This is a genomic window from Klebsiella sp. BIGb0399 (assembly GCF_003752615.1).
Classification (GTDB): Bacteria; Pseudomonadota; Gammaproteobacteria; order Enterobacterales; family Enterobacteriaceae; genus Klebsiella; species Klebsiella lignicola.
The window spans coordinates 1,894,618-1,909,641 of record NZ_RKHT01000005.1; the positions used below are offsets into that span (position 1 = coordinate 1,894,618).

9 protein-coding genes are annotated in these 15,024 nt (G+C 54.9%); 3 read left to right on the top strand and 6 right to left on the bottom strand.

Annotation, left to right across the window (positions count from 1 at the left end):
• Nucleotides 1–12 precede the first annotated feature (12 nt).
• The 4 genes from alkB to ompK36 all read right to left on the bottom strand — a co-directional run bounded on the left by alkB (nucleotide 13) and on the right by ompK36 (nucleotide 4,056).
• Nucleotides 13–672, bottom strand: a complete 660-nt coding sequence (gene alkB, locus EDF82_RS09230; RefSeq protein ID WP_123755193.1) for a DNA oxidative demethylase AlkB — start codon at nucleotides 670–672, stop codon at nucleotides 13–15.
• A complete protein-coding gene (gene ada, locus EDF82_RS09235; protein WP_123755194.1) occupies nucleotides 672–1,736 on the bottom strand; it encodes a bifunctional DNA-binding transcriptional regulator/O6-methylguanine-DNA methyltransferase Ada in 1,065 nt (354 codons plus the stop codon). The genes alkB and ada overlap by 1 nt, the downstream gene beginning before the upstream one ends.
• 72 nt (nucleotides 1,737–1,808) lie before the next feature.
• Nucleotides 1,809–2,861: an FAD:protein FMN transferase ApbE gene (apbE, locus tag EDF82_RS09240; RefSeq protein WP_123755195.1), complete on the bottom strand. Its 1,053-nt coding sequence runs from the start codon at nucleotides 2,859–2,861 to the stop codon at nucleotides 1,809–1,811.
• A 103-nt stretch (nucleotides 2,862–2,964) separates the two neighbouring features.
• Nucleotides 2,965–4,056 (bottom strand): porin OmpK36, encoded by a 1,092-nt coding sequence (gene ompK36 / locus EDF82_RS09245; protein ID WP_123755196.1) that lies wholly within the window; start codon nucleotides 4,054–4,056, stop codon nucleotides 2,965–2,967.
• Between the two features lie 769 nt (nucleotides 4,057–4,825).
• Here ompK36 and rcsD point away from each other — a divergent pair.
• Nucleotides 4,826–7,483, top strand: a complete 2,658-nt coding sequence (gene rcsD / locus EDF82_RS09250; RefSeq protein WP_123755197.1) for a phosphotransferase RcsD — start codon at nucleotides 4,826–4,828, stop codon at nucleotides 7,481–7,483.
• A gap of 15 nt (nucleotides 7,484–7,498) precedes the next feature.
• A complete protein-coding gene (gene rcsB / locus EDF82_RS09255) occupies nucleotides 7,499–8,149 on the top strand; it encodes a response regulator transcription factor RcsB (protein ID WP_123755198.1) in 651 nt (216 codons plus the stop codon).
• 96 nt (nucleotides 8,150–8,245) lie between these two features.
• Here the strand turns inward: rcsB and rcsC are convergent, their stop codons facing one another.
• Together rcsC and gyrA are read right to left on the bottom strand one after the other, a co-directional pair.
• On the bottom strand, nucleotides 8,246–11,092 hold the full coding sequence (gene rcsC, locus EDF82_RS09260; protein WP_123755199.1) for a two-component system sensor histidine kinase RcsC: 2,847 nt from the start codon (nucleotides 11,090–11,092) through the stop codon (nucleotides 8,246–8,248).
• Between the two features lie 169 nt (nucleotides 11,093–11,261).
• Nucleotides 11,262–13,901: a DNA topoisomerase (ATP-hydrolyzing) subunit A gene (gene gyrA, locus EDF82_RS09265; RefSeq protein ID WP_123755200.1), complete on the bottom strand. Its 2,640-nt coding sequence runs from the start codon at nucleotides 13,899–13,901 to the stop codon at nucleotides 11,262–11,264.
• Nucleotides 13,902–14,284: 383 nt separating this feature from the next.
• On the opposite strand from gyrA, the gene ubiG reads away from it, so the two are divergent.
• On the top strand, nucleotides 14,285–15,013 hold the full coding sequence (gene ubiG, locus EDF82_RS09270) for a bifunctional 2-polyprenyl-6-hydroxyphenol methylase/3-demethylubiquinol 3-O-methyltransferase UbiG (protein WP_123755201.1): 729 nt from the start codon (nucleotides 14,285–14,287) through the stop codon (nucleotides 15,011–15,013).
• Nucleotides 15,014–15,024: the final 11 nt, after the last annotated feature.

The following is a 15,024-nucleotide window of genomic DNA, read 5'->3' on the forward strand; positions in this document are numbered from 1 at the left end:
TTCTTATTTTTGTTATTCATTACCTGTCAGATTAGCCGCCAGGCGGAAGGTGAGATTATAGCGACAGCTCCCGGTCTGCGGATGATCCCCCGCTTTCAGCGGCTGAATACCGTGATAAAACAGGCGCGATTCACCGCCCCACACCACCACATCGCCGTGCTCCAGCAGCACCCGCTGCAGCGGGTCATTCCGGCGCAGACCGCCGAACTGGAACACCGCCGGCAGCCCCAGCGACACGGAAACAATCGGCGCCCGCAGATCGCGCTCATCTTTATCCTGATGCAACGAGAGTTTAGCGCCCGGCTGATAGCGGTTGATTAAACAGGCGTCTGGGGTAAAGCGCGGGTAGCCGCAGGCCAGCGCCGCCTCTGCCGCCAGCGTCGCAAATAGCGTCGGCATCGGCGGCCAGTGCTGCCCGGTCAGCGGATCGTCAGGTGCATAAAGGTAGCCATGGCTATCGGTGGTCCAGCCCAGCATGCCGCAGTTGGTCATCGCTACCGACATCGTATAGCCGCCCGGCGTCACCATCTGACGAAACGGCGAGCGGCTGGCGACCTCTGCGATAGCCTGCAGCAAAGCCGGCGCCTGCAAGGTGGCAAAGCGCCGCAAAATCACGGCTCCCGGTGCCAGCGGCTCTTGCCAGGGAGGCGTATCGGCAAATAAATCGAGCATTACGGCTCCTCGCTGTGCGCTTCGCGCATTAACAGCTGGGCTTTGCGGGCCGTTCCCCAGCGATAGCCCGAGAGCGCCCCGCCTTCACGGACCACCCGATGACAGGGGATGACGATCGCCAGCTTATTCGCTGCACAGGCTCCCGCCACGGCTCTTACCGCACGCGGCTGACCGATGCGCTGCGCCACCTGGCGATAGCTGCGGGTTTCGCCTGCCGGGATCTCGCGCAGCGCCAGCCAGACGCGCTGCTGGAAAGCAGTACCGCGGATGTCCAACGGCAGGTCGATGGCCTGGCGGTGATCGTCCAGATGGGCGAAGACCTGCGCGACCCGCTGATGGAAATACGCATCGCCAGGTATCAACCGCGCTTTAGGGAACAGGCGGACAAGCTCATCAAGCAGCGGACCATCGGCTTCCCCCGGCAGGACGGCACACACTCCCCGCTCGCTTTCTGCGACCAGACAGCGGCCAACCGCACAGTCGCCTAAGGTATAGACAATATCGATATCTTCCCCGCCGCGACGAAACTGACTGGCGGTCATGCCGAGCGCGGCATCGGCCTGGCGATAGTAGCTACTGCCATCAGGAAAACCGGCGGCCATCACCGCAGGTGTGACCTTTTCACCCTGCCCCAGCGCCTCGCGTAAACGCCGCGCGCGCCACGCCTGCTGCCAGGCTTTTGGCGTCATGCCGGTAACTGATTTGAACAAACGATGAAAATGGAACGGGCTGACCGCCAGCGCCTGCGCCAGCGTTTCAAGGGTCACCGGCGCATCCTGTTCCAGCAGGCGGCAAGCACGGGCGACTTTGTCCACTTTCTGCTGCTGCGGGTCGATGTTGTCCGGCTGGCAGCGTTTGCAGGGACGAAAGCCGTCCGCCACGGCCGCCTCGACGTCAGGATAAAAGCGCACGTTTTCCCGCAGCGCCCGCCGCGAACGGCAGGAGGGACGGCAGCAGATACCGGTGGTCAACACGGCAAAAACGAACTGACCATCGGCATTCGCATCACGATCGCACACCGCCTGCCAGCGGCGCGCATCGGTATCAGCAATTATCGGTTTCATAACGGGCTCCTGCTTTAAGTGTATCGTCAGTCTGCATCGGCGCCGGTGAATAAAAACCCGAATTCTTGCGGTTTAATTTTTTTCGCCCACCAGGAAAGTGCGGAACTGCGGCGACATCCAGGTTGTAAACCCGTCGCCCTCTTTGACAATCATATAGACTGCCAGTCCTTGTTGACGCACGACTTCCTGAGCTTTCTGCGGCCCCAGTACCATCAGGCCGGTATCCCAGCCGTCCGCTTCCAGCGCCGTTGGCGCAATCACCGTCACCGACACCAGTTTATGGTCGATGGGGTGGCCGGTTTGCGGGTCGATAACGTGCGAAATCCGTTTACCATCGAGCTCATAATAGTTGCGATAGCTACCGGAGGTGCTGATCCCATGGCCGTTGATATCAACGATCGCCTGAACGGCATTTTCACGATCGGTCGGTTTCTGGATCGCTACCCGCCACGGTTGCTCGTCGCCATTCATTCCCCGGCTCACCAGCGCACCGCCGACAGAAACCAGATAGCGCGAAATACCCTCCTGCTCCATCAGGCGAGCCAGGTGATCGGCGGCGTAGCCTTCACCCACGGTGGAGAGATCGACAAACAGATCCGGAATATCTTTTTGCAGATACTGGCGATCCGCATGGTTAATCACCGTCAGGTGCTGCAGTCCGGTGCGTGCTTTCGCGGCGGCGATCTGTTGCGGATCCGGTGTTTTCAGCGGTTGTTTATCGGGGCCAAATCCCCACAGATTAACCAGCGGCCCCACCGTAATATCCATGGCGCCATCGGTTTTCGCGCCGATGCGCAGCGACATCGTGACGATATCGGCCATCGCCTCACTCACCGGCCAGGGTTCAGTGCCCGACGAGTGGTTAAAGCGCATCAGCGCCGAGTCGTTTTTCCAGGTGGACAGCAGGCGGTCGTCAGCATCAAGCTGCGCCTGTACTTTCTGACGTAGCGCCTGGGCTTGTTGCTGGTCCACGTCAATCACGCTGACGCGCCAGAAGGTGCCCATGGTTTTGCCATCGAGGACGGTGGCGGTACGCGCTGGTGCGCTGGAGGTGGTGGCTGAATCACAGCCGGAAAGCAGTACGCAGACGCTAAGCAGCGCGGTACGGAAAAAAGTGATATCCATAAAGTCAGGCTCCTCTTGCTAAGGCGGCAAGATTACACCAGCAAGGTTAAACCGGGCATAAAAAAAGGCGCCAGAGGCGCCTTTTTCATAAACTTCGTGCAACTTAGAACTGGTAAACCAGGCCCAGTGCAACCACGTCGTCGGTAGAGATACCGGCGTTACGGGTGAAGTTGTTGTCATCCAGCAGGTTGATTTTGTAATCAACATAGGTAGACATGTTTTTGTTGAAGTAGTAGGTCGCACCCAGGTCAACGTATTTCAGGATATCCTGATCGCCGTAACCATTCAGATCCTTACCTTTAGACTGCAGGTAAGCAACGGACGGACGCAGACCGAAGTCGAACTGGTACTGAGCAACCACTTCGAAGTTCTGTGCTTTGTTAGCAAAGCCCAGGTCACCCGCGCGAGTTGCGTTGTAAGTCTGGGTGTACTGAGTTGCCAGGTAAACGTTGTTCGCGTCGTATTTCAGGCCGCCGGTGTAGGTTTCAGCGTGGTCGCCTTCACCCAGAACCAGTGCGTTCTGATCGTCGGTACGTTTAGAGTTGGAGTACGCGAAACCAGCGCTGATGCCATCAAAGATGTCATAAGTTACAGAAGTACCGAAACCGTCGCCGTTCTGTTTCAGAGCGCCACGACCGTTGTTGGTCGCGCCTTCGCCGCTGACGCTGCCGTTTTTACCCTGGTACTGCAGAGCAAAGTTCAGGCCGTCAACCAGACCGAAGAAGTCAGAGTTACGGTAGGTAGCAACACCGTTAGCACGGGATTGCAGGAAGTTGTCAGAACCGTAGGTGTCGCCGCCGAATTCCGGCAGAACGTCGGTCCAGGACGTTACGTCGTATACCACGCCGTAGTTACGACCGTAGTCGAAAGAACCTGCGTCGCCAAATTTCAGACCAGCAAATGCCAGACGAGTCCATGCCTGATCGCTGGAGCTTTCAGTGTTGTTCGCCTGAACGTTGTATTCCCACTGGCCGTAACCGGTCAGCTGGTCGTTGATCTGAGTTTCGCCTTTAACGCCAATACGCATGTAGGTCTGGTCGCCGTCTACGCTCTTGTCGTCAGAGAAGTAGTGCAGGCCATCGATTTTACCGTACAGGTCTAATTTGTTGCCATCTTTGTTATAAATTTCAGCCGCATTTGCTGCGCCTGCTACCAGCAGAGCTGGTACCAGGAGGGACAGTACTTTAACTTTCATGTTATTAACCCTCTGTTTGTTATATGCCTTTTATTATGCCACTGCTTACTGATTACCCTTCTAATCAGTCGGCTATATTCATTGTGCTGTAAAATGCAGAATAATCCAACAAGAATATGATACGAAAACTTCTAAGGTGTTTCAAAGTTCCCACAAGATGTTTCAATTTGTAAATGCAGGGGAACTTTTCTGCACCATCAAAAATCACAAAAATAAGCACCAATAATCAAGAAAATAAATTTTCCCAATGCAGTTCAAGTGGTTACGAGACAACATTCGTATAGCACTGAATGACAAAACAAAAACCGGCCTTACGACTAGAATAATCCTCGCTATCATCATTAACTTTATTTATTACCGTCATTCAGTTCTGAATGTCTGTTTACCCCTATTTGAACCGGATGCCCTGCATTCGGTTTTTTTTTACCCTTCTTTACATATCTTGAATTTCCGCGTATTATCCCGAAAAAAATAACGTCTATTAATCAAACAATTCGCCGATAAGAAAATGCTCAAGGTGGTAATTTCTTGTTATTTAGTGCTATTTATCCGTGAAATTCCGTAAATAATTGTACAATATTAACATTGCTGTACATCTTACCGACGTTCATTTTTTTAAGATTATTCTCGCGATTAAACTTTGACGAACGGCAATCTGTAGTATGGATTTGATAAATTAGCCTTTATACTGCTTACAGTATTCACTCTGCTACCAGCCGCCTGGTGCAATGCCCTGCTTACACACATTGATGAGCCGCTTCGCCACACGATGACCCAGAAAAAATTCTCCCTGATGCCTGGTAGCATCACCCGCTTCTTCATTTTGATGGTTATCGTCCTGCTGGCGACGATGGGCGTTATGGTTCAAAGTGCGGTCAACACCTGGCTGAAAGATAAAAGTTATCAGGTCATCGACGTCAGTCATGCGCTGCATAAACGCATCGACAGCTGGCGTTATGCCACCTGGCAGATTTACGACAATATCGCCGCGACCTCTACCAGTGCCACCAGTGACGGTTTACAGGAAACGCGTCTGAAACAGGATGTCTATTACCTGGAAAAACCGCGGCGCAAAACCGAAGCGCTGATATTTGGCTCCCACGACAGTTCCACCCTGGAGATGACCCAAAAAATCTCCAGCTACCTCGACATCCTGTGGGGCGCGGAAACTATCCCGTGGTCGATGTACTACCTCAACGGCCTGGATAACAGCCTGATTCTGGTGTCGACACTGCCGCTTAAGGACCTGTCATCCAGCTTTAAAGAGTCGACGATCACCAGCGTCGTCGAGTCCCGCCGCGCGGAGATGCTGCTGCAGGCCAACACCCTCGACGAGAGAGAAACCTTTTCGTCACTGCGCCGCCTGTCCTGGCAAAACGGCCACTATTTCACCTTGCGCACCACCTTTAACCAACCGGGACACCTGGCGACCGTGGTGGCCTTCGATCTCCCGATCAATGACCTGATACCGCCCGGCATGCTGCTGGATAATTTCCGGATTGAGCCCGACCCGGCACAAAGCAGTGCCACCAGCCCGGATAAAGAAGTCTCTGATAGCATCAGTATCGACTTTAATGGCACCAAAATTGAGATGACCACCAGCATCAACACCACCGGCATGCGCCTGATCTGGGTCGTTCCGTTTGGTACCTTGATCATGGAATCGCTGCAGAATGTTCTGCTGCCGCTGCTGCTGATTATCGGCCTGCTGGCTTTAACCCTGTTCGGCTTTACCACCTTCCGTCACTATGGTGGCCGCACGCGTCAGACCGGCACCGGCGTCTCCGCTGCCGCCACCAGCGAATTACGCACCCAACGCGCCATAAATGAAGAGATTGTCTCGCTGCTGCCGCTGGGGCTGCTGGTCCACGACCAGGAAACTAACCGCACGATAATCAGTAACCCGATAGCCGATCACCTGCTGCCGCATCTTAATCTGCAAAACATCACTAATATGGCGGACCAGCATCAGGGAGTGATTCAGGCGACAATCAACAACGAGCTGTTTGAAATTCGCCTCTACCGCAGCCAGGTTGCCCCGCGCACGCAGATCTTCATTATTCGCGATCAGGACCGGGAAGTACTGGTCAATAAAAAGCTCAAGCAGGCTCAGCGTCTGTATGAGAAAAACCAGCAGGGTCGCGCAGCATTTATGGCGCATATCGGCAGCGCCCTGAAGGCACCGGCGCAGAGCCTGGCGGAAGAAGCCGCGGCCCTCGGCATCGAGCACAGCCGCCAGCTGTCGCAACATGCTGACCAGCTGGTGCAGCTGGTAGATGATATTCAGCTGGCTAATCTGCTGGAGAGCGACAGCTGGAAAAGCCAGTCGGCGCTGTTCTCAATTCAGGAACTGATCGATGAAGTCGTGCCTGAAGTCCTGCCGGTGATCAAACGTAAAGGGTTACAGCTGCTGATTAACAATGCGCTGCCGGCCAATGAACAACGTTATGGCGATCGTGACGCGCTGCGCCGCACCTTGCTGATGCTTATTCAATATTCGGTGACCACCACGCAAATTGGCAAAATCACCCTCGACGTGAGTAAAGATGAGTCGGCCGACGACCGGCTGACCTTCCGTATTCTGGATACCGGCAACGGCGTATCCGGCAACGAAATCGACAACATGCACTTCCCGTTCCTTAACGAGACCCAGTCCGATCTGTATGGCAAAGCCAACGCCCTCACCTTCTGGCTCTGCGATCGTCTGACGCGCAAGCTGGGCGGTCAGCTGAATATTAAGGCACGAGAGTCGCTGGGTACCCGCTATTCATTGCATCTCAAAATGCCGGCCAGCGGCGAAGCGGCCGAGGCGGGAGAACACCTGCTGGATGATGTGGTGGTGATGCTGGATATTACCGCCCAGGAAGTGCGGAAAATCGTGGTGCGCCAGCTAGAAAACTGGGGAGCGACCTGCATCACCCCGGACGAGCGGCTGACAAGTCAAGAATACGATCTGTTTTTAACAGATAATCCGTCTAATCTTACTGCTTCCGGCTTGCTTTTAAGCGATGATGAGGTTGGGATACGCAAAATTGGCCCAGGCCAACTGTGTGTCAACTTTAATATCAGCACAGCCATGCAGGAAGCGATTCTGCAACTGATTGAACAGCAGCTGGCGCAGGAAGAGGAGCAATCCACCCCTGCTGGAAGCGAAAGTAACGCCGAACTCCACGCCAGCGGCTATTACGCACTATTTGCCGACACGGTTCCGGATGATGTTCAGAGACTGTATACTGAACTGGCAACCAGCGATTTAGCTGCGCTGGCGCAGACAGCGCACCGCCTCAAAGGGGCGTTTGCTATGCTTAATCTGATACCCGGCAAACAGTTATGTGAAACGCTAGAGCATCTGATTCGCGAGAAAGATGTGCAAGGCATAGAAAAATATATCAGCGACATTGACGTCTACGTCAAGAGCTTGCTGTAGCAAGGTAGCCTATACATGAACACGATGAACGTAATTATTGCCGATGACCACCCGATCGTACTGTTCGGTATTCGTAAATCCCTTGAGCAAATCGAGTGGGTAAACGTTGTTGGCGAATTTGAAGATTCGACTGCACTGATCAACAATCTGCCCAAATTAGACGCCCACGTTCTGATTACCGACCTGTCGATGCCCGGTGACAAATACGGCGACGGGATCACCTTGATCAAATATATCAAGCGTCACTTCCCTGACCTGTCGATCATCGTCCTGACGATGAACAACAACCCGGCGATCCTCAGCGCGGTGCTGGATCTGGATATCGAAGGGATCGTGCTGAAACAAGGCGCGCCGACCGATCTGCCAAAAGCGCTGGCCGCTCTGCAGAAAGGTAAAAAATTCACCCCGGAAAGCGTTGCGCGTCTGCTGGAGAAAATCAGCGCCAGCGGTTACGGTGATAAACGCCTGTCGCCGAAAGAGAGCGAAGTGCTGCGCCTGTTCGCCGAAGGCTTCCTCGTGACCGAGATCGCCAAAAAGCTGAACCGCAGCATCAAAACCATCAGCAGCCAGAAAAAATCGGCCATGATGAAGCTGGGCGTTGAGAACGACATTGCCCTGCTGAACTACCTCTCTTCCGTGACGCTGAGCGCCACCGACAAAGAGTAATTGTTCTGCTACCCGGATGATGGCGCCGCGCGCCTTCTCCGGGTAAGAATCCCACCCGTCTTCACACGCCGAAAACCACGCCCCAAAATCGGGCGCTTATCCCCTCTCTTTTCGTACCCGGGCGGCATACAACGCCAACGTCTTCTTGATGATATCGAGGGTCACCGGCTTCGACAGGCAGTTATCCATCCCCGACTCCAGACAGCGCTGCTTCTCTTCAGCCAGGGCGTTGGCCGTTACCCCGATCACCGGTAGCTTCATGCCCAGCTCGCGAATATGCTGCGTCAGACGGTAGCCGTCCATATTCGGCATGTTGACATCGCTCAGCACAATATCGATATGCTGTTTTGCCAGCACCGCCAGCGCATCGACCCCGTCGTTCGCCGTCACGCACTGATACCCCAGTGAACCCAACTGGTCTGCCAGCAGTCGGCGGTTAATCGGATGGTCATCCACCACCAGAATCATCATGTCGTCATTGCTGGCGGTGTGCGTTTCCGGCGCCGCCAGCGCCGGCCCGTGTTCCGGCGTAGTCACGGCGACGTGGAAAATATGCCCCAGCAGCGGAATCAGCTCATGTGGCGTTGTGACGCTATGCAGCCATTCGCCCGGAGCTCGCTCTTGGGGAATGCCAATATGACGGCGGCAGAAAATCACCGTTGCCCCGCCCTGCCAGCGCGGATCCGGCTGGTCGTCGGTCAGCAGAATGTCATTTGCCCCCGGAGCCTGTCCGTCATAGTCGCAGACCTGAATACCGTGGTACTTAAGCAGCGAGGCCACAAACATCGCCAGTGAGGTATTGCGAATGGCCAGCCAGCAGCATTTTCCTGCCAGCCCCTCGACGCTCAGCGGCTGGCGGTTTTGCACACCGTATAATGGAATACGGATCGTAAAACGGCTGCCCATGCCCGGCTCGGTCTCGACGGCAATATCGCCGTCCATCATGCTGATAAGCTTTTCGCAGATCGCCAGCCCCAGCCCGGTGCCCTGGAAGTTGCGCTGTACGCCGGTCCCCACCTGGAAGAACGGATCGAACAGGCGCACCACCTCTTTCGCCGGGATCCCTTCCCCGGTATCCCGGACGCTGATCTGCAGATAGTCGCCGGCACGCTGGACATGCAGAATGATACAGCCGGTATCGGTAAACTTAATGGCATTGCTTAACAGGTTGGAAATCACCTGCTGCAGGCGCATCGGGTCACCGGACATCAACTGCGGCACATCGGGTTCAATAAAGCAGTACAGCCCCAGCTGCTTGCGCACCACCAGCGGCAAATAGTTGGCAGAGATATGGTTCATCACCTCACGGGGCGAGAACTCTTCCGGTTCGATTTTCAGCTGCTCGGACTCAATTTTCGAGAAATCGAGAATGTCGCTGATGATCTTCAGCAACAGGCTGGAGGAGTTATTCATCGCCGTGACCAGGCGATCGACGCCCTTAGGCAGCTCTTTGGTCTGTAATAAATCAAGGTTACCGATAATGCCGTACAGCGGCGTGCGCAGCTCATGACTGACGGTCGCGAGGAACATCGATTTTGACTGGCTGGCCTGCTCTGCGGCCTGCGCCATCTCCTGCAGCGACTCTTCCATTTTCACGCGGGCGCTGACGTCGACCAGCACACAGATCGCCACGTTTTCATTGCGGTAGCGGGAATGGACAAAGCTGATTTGCAGGTTGGTGTTATTGCTGGTCAACACGTCAACGAAGTTAACCTGCTGCCCACATATTATCTGCGTTAAACGCTGCCGATCCTCATGGGTCAGCATATTGAGATAGTTATGCGCCAGCTCGTTACTCAGAATGTTAGTGCCGTCGAGGGTGCGCAGAATGCAGATCCCCACCGGCGCTGAAGCAACAATTTTGCGGTTGAACTGCTCGTGTTCTTCCAGACGCTGGGCGTCGTTTTCCGCCGGGATAAAAATCCGCCGCTCATACATCCGTGCCAGCGCGAACAAGATCACCCCGGTGAGGATGTTCAGGATCACCGCATTGATAATCAGCATCCGGATGCGTTCGAGAACCTGATCGACCGACACCGAGTAGACGATACTTAATGATGACGGCGGCAGGCTTTTCTTCATCGCCAGCTCGCGGAAACCGGCGGTATAGCCAAACCAGATGCGCTCCTGCATCCAGCGGGCTTCGCTCTTGATTTTGTTATCCGGCCCGGCAAGGGAGATCATCGGCTGGCCGTTATCGTCGAGGATCGTCACGCTCATCGGCAGACTGCCCGGCGTAAAGAAGCTCTCCATACGAATGGTTTGCTCAATCCCCAGCAGCGCCTGCAGGCGGTTCGCCATGTATACCGGCGTCAAGGCATAAAAATAGCCCATCCCCGGACGCATGCCCTGGCTTATCCAGAACAGATTGTTGCCACGCTCGTTTTGCGGGGCATCGCGATACTGCTCGATGCGCTGGTGCAGGACTTTTAAGGCCTGGTCTCGCTCCACCGGCATTTCGCGCAGGCCAAAGTTAGCCATACACAGGTTGTCGCTGCCAATCAAAAAGATGCGGTTCAGGTCATAGGCGGCGGAAAAGTTATCGCGCCAGTAGCGCATAAACCACGCCAGCGATTGCAGGGAGTTGCGCCAGGTTGTGCTCATCGTCCCGCAGTCGGAATCAGGATACAGCGGTTCGAAATCCGGAATGGCGATGTTGCCATTCTCAGACGGCGAAATACCGCCCTCGCCGCCGCCTGCCGGCCGGTTTCCGGCGACATATTTCAACTCTTTAATCACATCGGCCGTACGCTGGATATAGCGCTGCGCCTGATCGGCATTGAGATTAAATTCCTGACGGATCTCTGACTCTCTGTCATGCAGGGCATTGACGATATAGAACACCGAAACGAAAGCGATAAGCATCCACAGCAGCACCGCCAGCGCTCTGAACAAATAGCGTGAAACCTTCAGGGTGGTATGAAAAGAGGCAAGATATTTCAATGGGGCGATACTCGGCCGTCAGGGACTCAACAGAATGGGGTTAAGGTAGCGGTAAACACGTCTTGTCGCAACGTTATACTCTCTGGATTTCACGTTCGACAACCCACCGCAACCGGAAAACAAAAAGGGCCGGGAGATATCCCGACCCTTCTGGCATCACAACCGAAGATTATTCTTCGTCTTCGGCGATGTCATCATCAGTATCAGCATCGCTTTCTGGCGCGATTTCATCGTCGCCTTCCGCTACGCTGCCATCGATGGCATCCAGCTCTTCGTCATCTACCGGCTCGGCAACACGCTGCAGACCGACGACGTTTTCATCTTCCGCGGTACGGATCAGAATAACGCCCTGGGTATTACGACCGACAATGCTGACTTCCGATACGCGGGTACGCACCAGGGTGCCCGCATCGGTGATCATCATGATCTGGTCGCAATCATCTACCTGCACAGCCCCAACGACGGAACCGTTACGCTCGGTCACTTTGATCGAGATAACGCCCTGCGTCGCACGCGACTTGGTCGGATACTCTTCCGCTGCCGTACGCTTACCGTAACCATTTTGTGTCACGGTCAGGATAGCGCCTTCGCCACGCGGAATAATCAACGAGACGACTTTGTCTTCGCCCGCCAGCTTGATGCCGCGAACGCCGGTAGCGGTACGGCCCATGGCACGCACTGCGCTCTCTTTAAAGCGCACCACTTTACCGGCCGCAGAGAACAGCATGGCTTCGTCGTTACCGTTGGTCAGGTCAACGCCAATCAGTTCATCGCCATCATTGAGGTTAACAGCAATGATCCCGGCTGAACGCGGACGGCTGAACTCGGTGAGCGCGGTTTTCTTGACGGTACCGCTGGCGGTCGCCATAAAGACGTTCACGCCCTCTTCATATTCGCGTACCGGCAGAATCGCGGTAATACGTTCATCGGCTTCCAACGGCAACAGGTTGACGATTGGACGGCCACGCGCGCCACGGCTCGCTTCCGGCAGCTGATAGACCTTCATCCAGTAGAGACGACCACGGCTGGAGAAGCAGAGGATCGTATCGTGGGTATTGGCCACCAGCAGGCGGTCGATAAAGTCTTCTTCTTTAATACGGGCGGCCGATTTACCTTTGCCACCGCGGCGCTGCGCTTCATAGTCAGTCAGCGGCTGATACTTCACATAGCCCTGGTGAGACAGGGTGACCACCACATCTTCCTGGTTGATCAGATCTTCAATGTTGATATCCGCGGTGTTGGCGGTGATCTCGGTACGACGCGCGTCGCCGAACTGTTCGCGCATCGCTTCCAGTTCTTCACGGATCACTTCCATCAGACGGTCGGCACTGCCAAGAATGTGCAGCAGCTCAGCAATCTGTTCCAGCAGCTCTTTGTACTCGTCGAGCAGTTTTTCATGCTCAAGGCCGGTCAGTTTCTGCAAGCGCAGATCCAGAATCGCCTGTGCCTGCTGTTCGGTCAGGTAGTATTGACCGTCACGCACGCCAAACTCTGGCTCCAGCCACTCCGGACGCGCGGCATCATCACCGGCACGCTCAAGCATGGCGGAGACGTTGCCCAGATCCCAGGAGCGGGCAACCAGACCGGCTTTCGCTTCGGCCGGGGTCGGCGCGCGGCGAATCAGTTCGATGATCGGATCGATGTTGGCCAGCGCAACCGCCAGCGCTTCAAGAATGTGCGCACGATCGCGAGCTTTACGCAGTTCAAAAATAGTACGACGCGTTACCACTTCACGGCGGTGACGCACGAACGCCGAAAGAATATCTTTCAGGTTCATGATTTTCGGCTGACCATGGTGCAGTGCAACCATGTTGATACCGAAAGAGGTCTGCAGCTGAGTCAGGGAGTACAGGTTGTTCAGCACCACCTCACCCACCGCATCACGCTTGATCTCAATCACAATGCGCATGCCGTCTTTATCAGACTCATCGCGCAGGGCGCTGATCCCTTCCAGACGCTTCTCTTTTACCAGCTCGGCCATTTTCTCGATCAGGCGCGCTTTGTTCACCTGATACGGAATTTCATGCACGATGATGGTTTCACGGCCGGTTTTGGCGTCGGTTTCGACCTCTGCGCGGGCGCGAATATAAATTTTGCCACGACCGGTACGGTACGCTTCCTCGATACCACGACGACCATTAATAATGGCGGCGGTCGGGAAGTCCGGGCCCGGGATGTGTTCCATCAGCCCTTCGACGGAGATGTCTTCATCGTCGATATAGGCCAGGCAGCCGTTGATCACTTCCGTCAGGTTATGTGGCGGAATGTTGGTCGCCATCCCGACTGCGATACCGGATGAACCGTTTACCAGCAGGTTAGGGATTTTGGTCGGCATGACGTCAGGGATACGCTCCGTGCCATCATAGTTGTCTACGAAATCAACCGTCTCTTTTTCGAGGTCGGCCATCAGCTCGTGGGCGATTTTCGACATACGGATTTCCGTATAACGCATCGCTGCGGCGGAGTCGCCATCGACAGAACCGAAGTTACCCTGGCCATCGACCAGCATATAACGCAGGGAGAATGGCTGTGCCATACGTACGATGGTGTCATAAACGGCGGTATCACCATGCGGGTGGTATTTACCGATGACGTCACCCACGACACGGGCAGATTTTTTATAGGCTTTGTTCCAGTCATTGCCCAATACGTTCATGGCGTAAAGCACGCGACGGTGTACCGGTTTCAGGCCATCTCGGACATCCGGCAGCGCACGGCCAACAATGACCGACATCGCATAATCCAGATAGGAGCTCTTTAGCTCTTCCTCAATGTTGACCGGTGTAATTTCTCTCGCAAGGTCGCTCATCTAACCGCTATCCCTCTACTGTGTCCCGGATTCAAAGGTCGCAAATTATAACACAGCCGCGGTGATACGGGTAAACCTATACCCAATGATTTTCGCGTGGGCTCAAGATTGGATTTACCCAAAATAATTCGAGTTGCTTGTAGGCGGCAAAGCCGTGAATCCCCAGGAGCTTACTCAGGTAAGTGACTGGGGTGACAAATCTGTCTGGAACAGATTTGAACGCTGCGAGCAGCGGACCTGATAAGGGTGAGGCTCATGGATGAGCCGAATAACGGCTGCAGCTAACAACCAAGCAACTTGAAGGATGAAGGGGATAGACGGTTTATTCATGCCAGCCACCTGATATACTCGCCAGTCTGAACAGATAAGGAGTAATTGCGCCCATGAATGCCGAAAAACAGCCGGTGGCCCACAATGTTGATCATCAAGAAATCGCTAAATTTGAAGCCGTCGCCTCGCGCTGGTGGGATTTAGAGGGTGAGTTCAAGCCATTACACCGCATCAACCCGCTGCGCCTGGGCTATATCGCACAGCGTTCTGGCGGCCTGTTTGGCAAAAAAGTGCTCGATGTTGGCTGCGGCGGCGGAATTCTGGCGGAGAGCATGGCGCGTGAAGGCGCGACGGTGACCGGCCTCGATATGGGTTTTGAACCTCTGCAGGTGGCGAAGCTGCACGCACTGGAAAGCGGCGTTCAGGTTGAATATGTCCAGGAAACCGTAGAAGAACACGCGGCAAAACATGCCCAGCAGTACGATGTGGTGACCTGCATGGAGATGCTGGAGCACGTGCCCGACCCGCAATCGGTGGTCCATGCCTGCGCGCGGCTGGTCAAACCCGGCGGCCAGGTCTTCTTCTCTACCATCAACCGCAACGGTAAAGCCTGGCTGATGGCGGTGATCGGCGCCGAATACGTGATGAAAATGGTGCCCAAAGGCACCCACGACGTGAAAAAATTCATCAAGCCGGCGGAGCTAATCGGCTGGGTTGATCAGACTATTCTCAAAGAGCAGCATATTACCGGCCTGCATTACAATCCGCTGACCAATACCTTCAAGCTGGCACCAGGGGTAGATGTTAACTATATGTTGCATACAACCGCAAAAAGCGCATAACGTCAGCAGTA

Coding starts and splice junctions, on each gene's coding strand:
- alkB (WP_123755193.1), bottom strand. CDS start 672: ATGCTCGATTTATTTGCCGATACGCCTCCCTGGCAAGAGCCGCTGGCA.
- ada (WP_123755194.1), bottom strand. CDS start 1,736: ATGAAACCGATAATTGCTGATACCGATGCGCGCCGCTGGCAGGCGGTG.
- apbE (WP_123755195.1), bottom strand. CDS start 2,861: ATGGATATCACTTTTTTCCGTACCGCGCTGCTTAGCGTCTGCGTACTG.
- ompK36 (WP_123755196.1), bottom strand. CDS start 4,056: ATGAAAGTTAAAGTACTGTCCCTCCTGGTACCAGCTCTGCTGGTAGCA.
- rcsD (WP_123755197.1), top strand. CDS start 4,826: ATGACCCAGAAAAAATTCTCCCTGATGCCTGGTAGCATCACCCGCTTC.
- rcsB (WP_123755198.1), top strand. CDS start 7,499: ATGAACACGATGAACGTAATTATTGCCGATGACCACCCGATCGTACTG.
- gyrA (WP_123755200.1), bottom strand. CDS start 13,901: ATGAGCGACCTTGCGAGAGAAATTACACCGGTCAACATTGAGGAAGAG.
- ubiG (WP_123755201.1), top strand. CDS start 14,285: ATGAATGCCGAAAAACAGCCGGTGGCCCACAATGTTGATCATCAAGAA.